This is a genomic window from Pseudoalteromonas sp. Angola-30 (genome assembly GCF_028599215.1).
Lineage (GTDB): Bacteria > Pseudomonadota > Gammaproteobacteria > Enterobacterales > Alteromonadaceae > Pseudoalteromonas > Pseudoalteromonas atlantica.
In genome coordinates this window covers 20,766-27,057 of sequence record NZ_JAQREI010000028.1, presented here as the reverse complement: position 1 = coordinate 27,057, position 6,292 = coordinate 20,766, and the positions used below count along the sequence as shown (strand labels likewise).

5 protein-coding genes are annotated in these 6,292 nt (G+C 41.1%); 1 reads left to right on the top strand and 4 read right to left on the bottom strand.

The features are described from left to right. Positions 1-771: 771 nt before the first annotated feature. The 4 genes from PSH54_RS20190 to hslR form a co-directional block, all read right to left on the bottom strand. Positions 772-1,884, bottom strand: coding sequence for a PepSY-associated TM helix domain-containing protein (locus PSH54_RS20190; RefSeq protein WP_273606969.1), 1,113 nt, complete (start codon positions 1,882-1,884; stop codon positions 772-774). Between the two features lie 161 nt (positions 1,885-2,045). Next, positions 2,046-3,584, bottom strand: coding sequence for a phosphoenolpyruvate carboxykinase (locus PSH54_RS20185; RefSeq protein WP_004588454.1), 1,539 nt, complete (start codon positions 3,582-3,584; stop codon positions 2,046-2,048). Positions 3,585-3,844: 260 nt separating this feature from the next. Then, positions 3,845-4,690 carry an Hsp33 family molecular chaperone HslO gene (gene hslO, locus PSH54_RS20180; RefSeq protein ID WP_024032560.1) on the bottom strand — a complete coding sequence of 282 codons (846 nt, stop codon included), beginning with the start codon at positions 4,688-4,690 and terminating at the stop codon, positions 3,845-3,847. A gap of 12 nt (positions 4,691-4,702) precedes the next feature. Further along, the gene (gene hslR / locus PSH54_RS20175) at positions 4,703-5,125 is read right to left on the bottom strand and encodes a ribosome-associated heat shock protein Hsp15 (protein ID WP_024032559.1); all 423 of its coding nucleotides are present in this window, start codon (positions 5,123-5,125) and stop codon (positions 4,703-4,705) included. Between the two features lie 213 nt (positions 5,126-5,338). Between hslR and gspC the strand changes: the two genes are divergently transcribed. Beyond that, positions 5,339-6,280 (top strand): type II secretion system protein GspC, encoded by a 942-nt coding sequence (gene gspC, locus PSH54_RS20170; protein WP_054983940.1) that lies wholly within the window; start codon positions 5,339-5,341, stop codon positions 6,278-6,280. The last annotated feature ends 12 nt before the right edge of the window (positions 6,281-6,292 follow it).

Below are 6,292 nucleotides of genomic sequence, written 5' to 3'. Positions count from 1 at the left end.
ACGGGTTTTTTGCTGTCTGGGATTTAATAAATAGCCAGACTCATGCCGAACCCTGAGTTAAACGAAACAGCTCGAAAGCGTGCACCGCATAAGGCCGCCCCGACGCAATGATAATGTCCCATTTGCTATGTGACTCTCTACCGCTGTGGGCACTACGACATTGCCAGGCTTCAAATACAAGAAAGCCCGACTCGAAAGAGCCGGGCTTTTTTACGTCCGCAGAAAAGTAAAAATACATTCCAGATATTATTCGCACAGTCTCCTATTCGCACAGTCTCCACCACCTCCGTAGCGTGGGTTGAGTATCACGAAACCCGCGGATAACGCTCGCCGCACATCTTTGTATGGTAAATATAGTGTTTTTATATATGCGTACCTTAGTCCGCACGACATTTGACAGCGTAGCACACCTACTCCCAATACCAGAACGCTGCTTAAGAAATGAAGCATTTTTTCTACGTCTCTAGAAAAGTGAAATACCTGCCTTTATATAGTTCCGCCACTCCTCTGTAGCGTGGATTGAGGATCACGAAACTCGCGATGAAAGCACGCAATATAACTTAAAGTAATGAATTAATTTTAAACAGTTCATAGAGCTTAGCTTATTATCAAGCGTAGCACCTTAAGTTTTGTATAAGGCAGTTTGACTATCTATATAGCTTTTGCTTTGATTTACGCTGCATGAGCAGCTCGTAATTTAGGTCGTAGCTAGCTATACAAGCAGGTTTAGGTTGTAAAGGGCTCGTTTGATATTTTAAATAAGCTTTGTCATTAGCTTATAGTGTATTTAAATCGTTTCGTTTTAATGAGCCACCTAAAAAGCCCCAGGGCAAATAATAAAGCGGTGGCTACACCTGATAAAACCCATAAAATTCGTAATGGCTGATCGCCAATGCTGCCATTGTGAAGTGGATGCAACCAGTTTTTAAATTTACTGGCAATGCTCATCTTATCTATATTAAAAACACTTATGAGCTCTCCTGTGCTTGCATTTACTTGCACATAACTGTGAGGAAAGCGATAAGAGGGATCGCTTTTGGTTTTGAACCTAAACCGATATACCGCATTGTGATTTGACGGGGTTTCTACCCATGCTAGCCGTGTATTTGGCATGGCCTCTTGTGCTGTACTAAGTGCTGCTGATAAGGAAATACTGCGCTGGGGTTTTATTATTGCGCTGTTAGGTTTATCTATATTTCCAAGCAGGGCTGTTATCAAAGGATCGGTTTGCTTTGGTATTGCTAACATTATACCGGTTGCTGTTAATAGGATTAAAGGCAGAGCAAAAATTAAACCAAGCAACTTGTGCCAGTCATATAACAAGCCCAGAAAAGAGCTGCGCGCTTTAAACTTTAATGACTTAGCCCATTGCCCTTTTTTAGGCCACCAAGCGCATAGGCCTGATATGAGGAGTATAAGGCTACCTATTCCTATATAGCCTATAACGATTGTACCAGTGCTACCTGCAAGTAACGAGAAGTGTACGTTATAAATCCAGGTAACAAAGTAGTTACCCCATACATCCTCACGTAATATAAGCCTGCCATCAGGGCTTAGCCAAACCATAAGTGGTGCAAAAGCGTGATCCACTGTTTCGTTTTGGTTGTAATATCTTGCGGGAATATAATGTTTATCTTTGGTGCTTTCTAAACGCCACGAGCCTTGTTTATCTGGGTAGTGAGTTTTTAACGTTTGATATGCGGTATCCCAATTTATAGGCCTCGCTGTTTCTGTACTTAAACTACTTATATTTTCATCTAGTTCGGGGTAATAAACGAGTATAGAACCTGTTAGAGCAATGAGTGCGAGTACACCCCCGATAGATAAGCCTAGGTATAAATGTACACGTCTTGCTATTTTTCGCCATGAACCATTAAAACGCATAAAAGAGTGACCATTAAAAATATGCAGTAAAGGGATGGCGCATTGTATCTTTGTTTAATAGAAAAGAACTGCGACAAAATGTCGCAGCAATAAAATAATTAGCTTAGCAAACAAAAACGCCAGCTTTATAGGCTGGCGTTTAAATCAGGCTTGGTAATTAATTATGCTTTTGGGCCTGCATTTTTAATATCATCTGATACATCGTATTTAGCGAAGTTTTCAGTGAAGTCAGCGGCAAGTTTTGCTGCATATTCATTATATTTTGCTTTATCTTCCCATGTATTAATTGGGTTAAGTAGCTTGCTATCCACACCAGGGACTTCCACTGGTACGTCTAGATTTAATACATCGATATGCTGAGTTTCTACATTGGCTAATTTACCAGATACGATTGCATCTATTACAGCGCGGGTGGTTGGAATATCAAAACGCTCACCGGTACCGTATGGGCCGCCTGTCCACCCTGTATTAACAAGGTAAACCTTTGCCCCAAATTCGCGTACACGCTTCATAAGCAGCTCAGCGTAAACACCTGCAGGGCGAGGGAAGAAAGGGGCGCCAAAACACGTTGAGAATGTAGATTCTATATCGCTAGTTGAGCCAATCTCTGTAGAGCCTACTTTAGCCGTGTAACCACTTAAAAAGTGAAAAGCAGCGGCTTCTTCGCTAAGTACAGAAACCGGCGGTAAAACACCGCTCACATCACAGGTTAAAAATACAACAGCTTTTGGCTCGCCAGCACGGTTTTCAACTTTGCGCTTTTCTACGTGCTCTAGCGGGTAAGCAGCACGGCTATTTTGCGTTAAGCTTGTATCGTTAAAGTCAGGTGTGCGTGTTTCATCAAGTACAACGTTTTCTAAAATTGTACCAAAGCGAATAGCATTCCAAATTACTGGCTCATTTTTTTGTGAGAGGTCGATACATTTTGCGTAACAGCCACCTTCGATATTAAATACGCTTCCTGGTGCCCAACCGTGTTCGTCGTCACCAATTAAAAAGCGTGTTGGGTCGGCCGATAAAGTTGTTTTACCAGTACCCGATAAACCAAAGAATAGTGCTGTATCACCCGCTTCTCCTACGTTAGCAGAGCAGTGCATTGGTAATACACCTTTTGCTGGAAGAAGAAAGTTTTGAACGGAGAACATCGATTTTTTCATTTCACCGGCATAACGCATACCAGCAAGTAACACTTTGCGTTGAGCAAAGTTAATAATAACAGTGCCGTCGCTGTTGGTGCCATCACGCTGTGGGTCACAAACAAACGAAGGTACATTCATTACCTGCCATTGGGGTAAATCAGATGCATTATAGTTTTTAGGCTCAATAAACATGTTTTTAGCAAAAATATGGTGCCACGCTGTTTCTGTAGTAACAACTACAGGTAGATAGTGCTCAGGGTCTGCGCCAACTTCTAGGTGAGAGGTGAAGTGGTCATTACTTTGCACATGTGCTTCTACGCGAGCCCATAAAGCGTCAAATTTGTCAGCATCGAATGGGCGGTTTACATTGCCCCATTGGATATCATCTTGCGTTGTTGCTTCTTTTACAATGAAGCGATCTTTAGGAGAGCGACCAGTGCGCTTGCCTGTAATTGCAACAAAGGCTCCATTTGCGGCTAGTGTCCCTTCGCCACGACGAATCGCATGCTCGACAAGTTCAGCTGCGGTTAAATCGACAAAACGTGTTGCGCTTGTAGTCATGTTTATACCTAACTATGTGTGAGAGTTTGAACGGGATAGCTCTGGGTTCTTAGTTCCCTTAAGCTGAAATTATAGTAACAGAAGGATTTGAGATATTCGAGCCTGTAAAGGCCCTAAAAACACATATATTTGCTAAAAAACATGAATAATTTCAATGATACCGGTGTCAGTAAATTAACAAAATTCATGACACCGGTATCATCATTTTATAATATAAAACCGCATATTTTGCGGCTTTATATTTGATTATGAGGTGGGGGCTAATTAAAAATGTTTTTAATATCTTGCTCGTCAAAAACATATTCTTTTAGGCAATAATGGCAGCTAATGTTAACAGCGCCATTTTCAGCAACATCATCAAGTAATGCTTGTTGGCCTACATTAACTAAAGCAGTAATGGTTTTCTCTCTACTACAGCCACATTTAAATGTAATCGCTTGCGGGTCAAATACGCGCGGGTTATCTTCGTGATATAAGCGCGTTAATACGGTATTGGCATCAAGCTCTAATAGCTCTTCGCGTTTAATTGTATCGCTTAAGGCTTCTAAGTGAGTAAAGTCATTAATTGATTTTTGCTTATCAACAGGCAGTACTTGTAAAAACAACCCACAGGCTTTGGCTTTCCCTTCTGTTGTGTCGGTTGCAAACCAAAGGCGTGTTTTTAGCTGTTCTGATTGCTCAAAGTAGCTTTCAATACATTTACTTAATGTATCGTGCTCAAGAGGCACTATGCCTTGATAACGTTCGCCTTTGGTTGGAGTAATGGTAATAACCATATAACCTTTACCTACAAGCTCTTTTACCGTTGTGCCGCTAACCTCGCTTTGCATGCGCGCAATACCACGCATATTTTGTTTATCGTCGCCGTTAATAACAGCGTATTTAACAGGGCCATCGCCTTGTAGCTGAACGGCTATTTCACCCTCAAACTTTAAAGTGGCAGTTAATAAACACGTTGCAACGAGTAATTCACCTAATAATGCTTTAACTGGCTCAGGGTAATTGTGATTAGCTATCATCTCGTTGTAGGCGTGCTCAATTTGAACGAGTTCGCCACGAACATCGAGTTTGTCGAATAAATAACGGTGAAGTAAATCTTGTTGCATGAGCGGCTATACCTAACTTGATTTCATTTTTAAAAGTTCGCGTCGTTGCTTTTTATCGGGCTTTTTATCCGGATGTGGAGCAAAGAAGCTGTTATTTTTGCGTGCGATGGCGTTTTCTTCGCGTTTTGCAATACTTGCATCAGTTTCTTGATACAAGGTCTGTGCAATGGGGGCGCTTTGGCGTTTTTCAAGCACTTTAAGTACCTTGATAAGCTTTTCATCAACGCCTTGGGCAAGTTTTATGGTTGCGCCAACCTCCACAATTTTACTCGCTTTAGTACGTTGCCCATTATAATGTACTTTGCCGCCTTGCACCATTTCGCGTGCAAGCGCACGGGTTTTATAAAAGCGCGCAGCCCATAACCATTTATCTAATCGAACTTTTGGCTCACTGTTGTGGTCTGAGTCGGCATTAGTATTATTTTTTTTACTCATTAGGCTTCTTCAATCGACTATTTATATATCGTAAAATTTATCATGAAATCATCGTAGGATGAAGGTATTACGGCGCATGCTGGTTTTTTAGTCAACATTACATTGTTATATTAATCTGTTTACAAAGTTTAATATTAGTGTGCTTGTTGAATGAAAAATGAAAGGGTACTATGGGTACGCGCTTATGCAGTAAATTAAAATAAGAACATTATTATGGAACAGCAAATTCAACAGCTTAAACAATTTTTAACACGGCTACCCCATGCTAAATTAAGCGCAGTAGTTACGCTGTTAGTCGTTGTTTATCTTGCTTATTTACTCTCAAAATTAGTTTGGCTGGTATGGCCACAACCGGTCTCTACACCGCTTACTCCATCTCACTATTCAGCCGCATCGAAGGCCTCTAGTACTACCTCAGTACAAAATATTATAGAGCAATTTTTATTTGGTAAAAAAACTGTAACAAATAAAACTAATACTGCGCAGCAAAACGAAGTAATTAATAATGCACCAGAAACACGCTTAAGTATTAATCTAACCGGTATTGTTGCTGTAAGTAACGACGATAAGGCAGGTATTGCTATTATTGAGTCACAGGGGCGACAAGTTAGTTACTTAGTTGAAGAGGTTGTACAAGGCACCCGTGCAGAGGTTGCGCAAATACTTCCTGATCGCGTTATTTTAAGTGTAAACGGGCGATTTGAAACGCTAATGCTAGATGGTCTCGACTTTAGTAAAAAAGTATCTATGCCTGTGCTTGCCGCTCGCGAAGCACAAGACATGGGGCCGCAAAAAATAGAACAAAGCGAGTTGCAAATTAACGCAACCGCTGACCCAGATGTAAAAGAAGCAATAATAGAAACACGAGAAGAGCTATTAAGTGAACCTGGTAAGTTATTTGATTATATTCGTGTTTCACAAGCAATGAGCGATGGCGAGTTAATCGGCTATCGCTTGAGCCCAGGTAAAGAGCCTGCTCTGTTTAAACAAATGGGCCTACAGAATAATGATTTAGCCGTGGCTATTAACGGCTACCAATTAACAGATTTACAACAGGCAATGGCAGCTATTAATGAGCTGCGTAATACCAGCGATGCCACAATTACGATAGAACGTGATGGTGAGCAAATCGATGTGCAATTTAGCCTGCAATAACTTAGCTTTGGA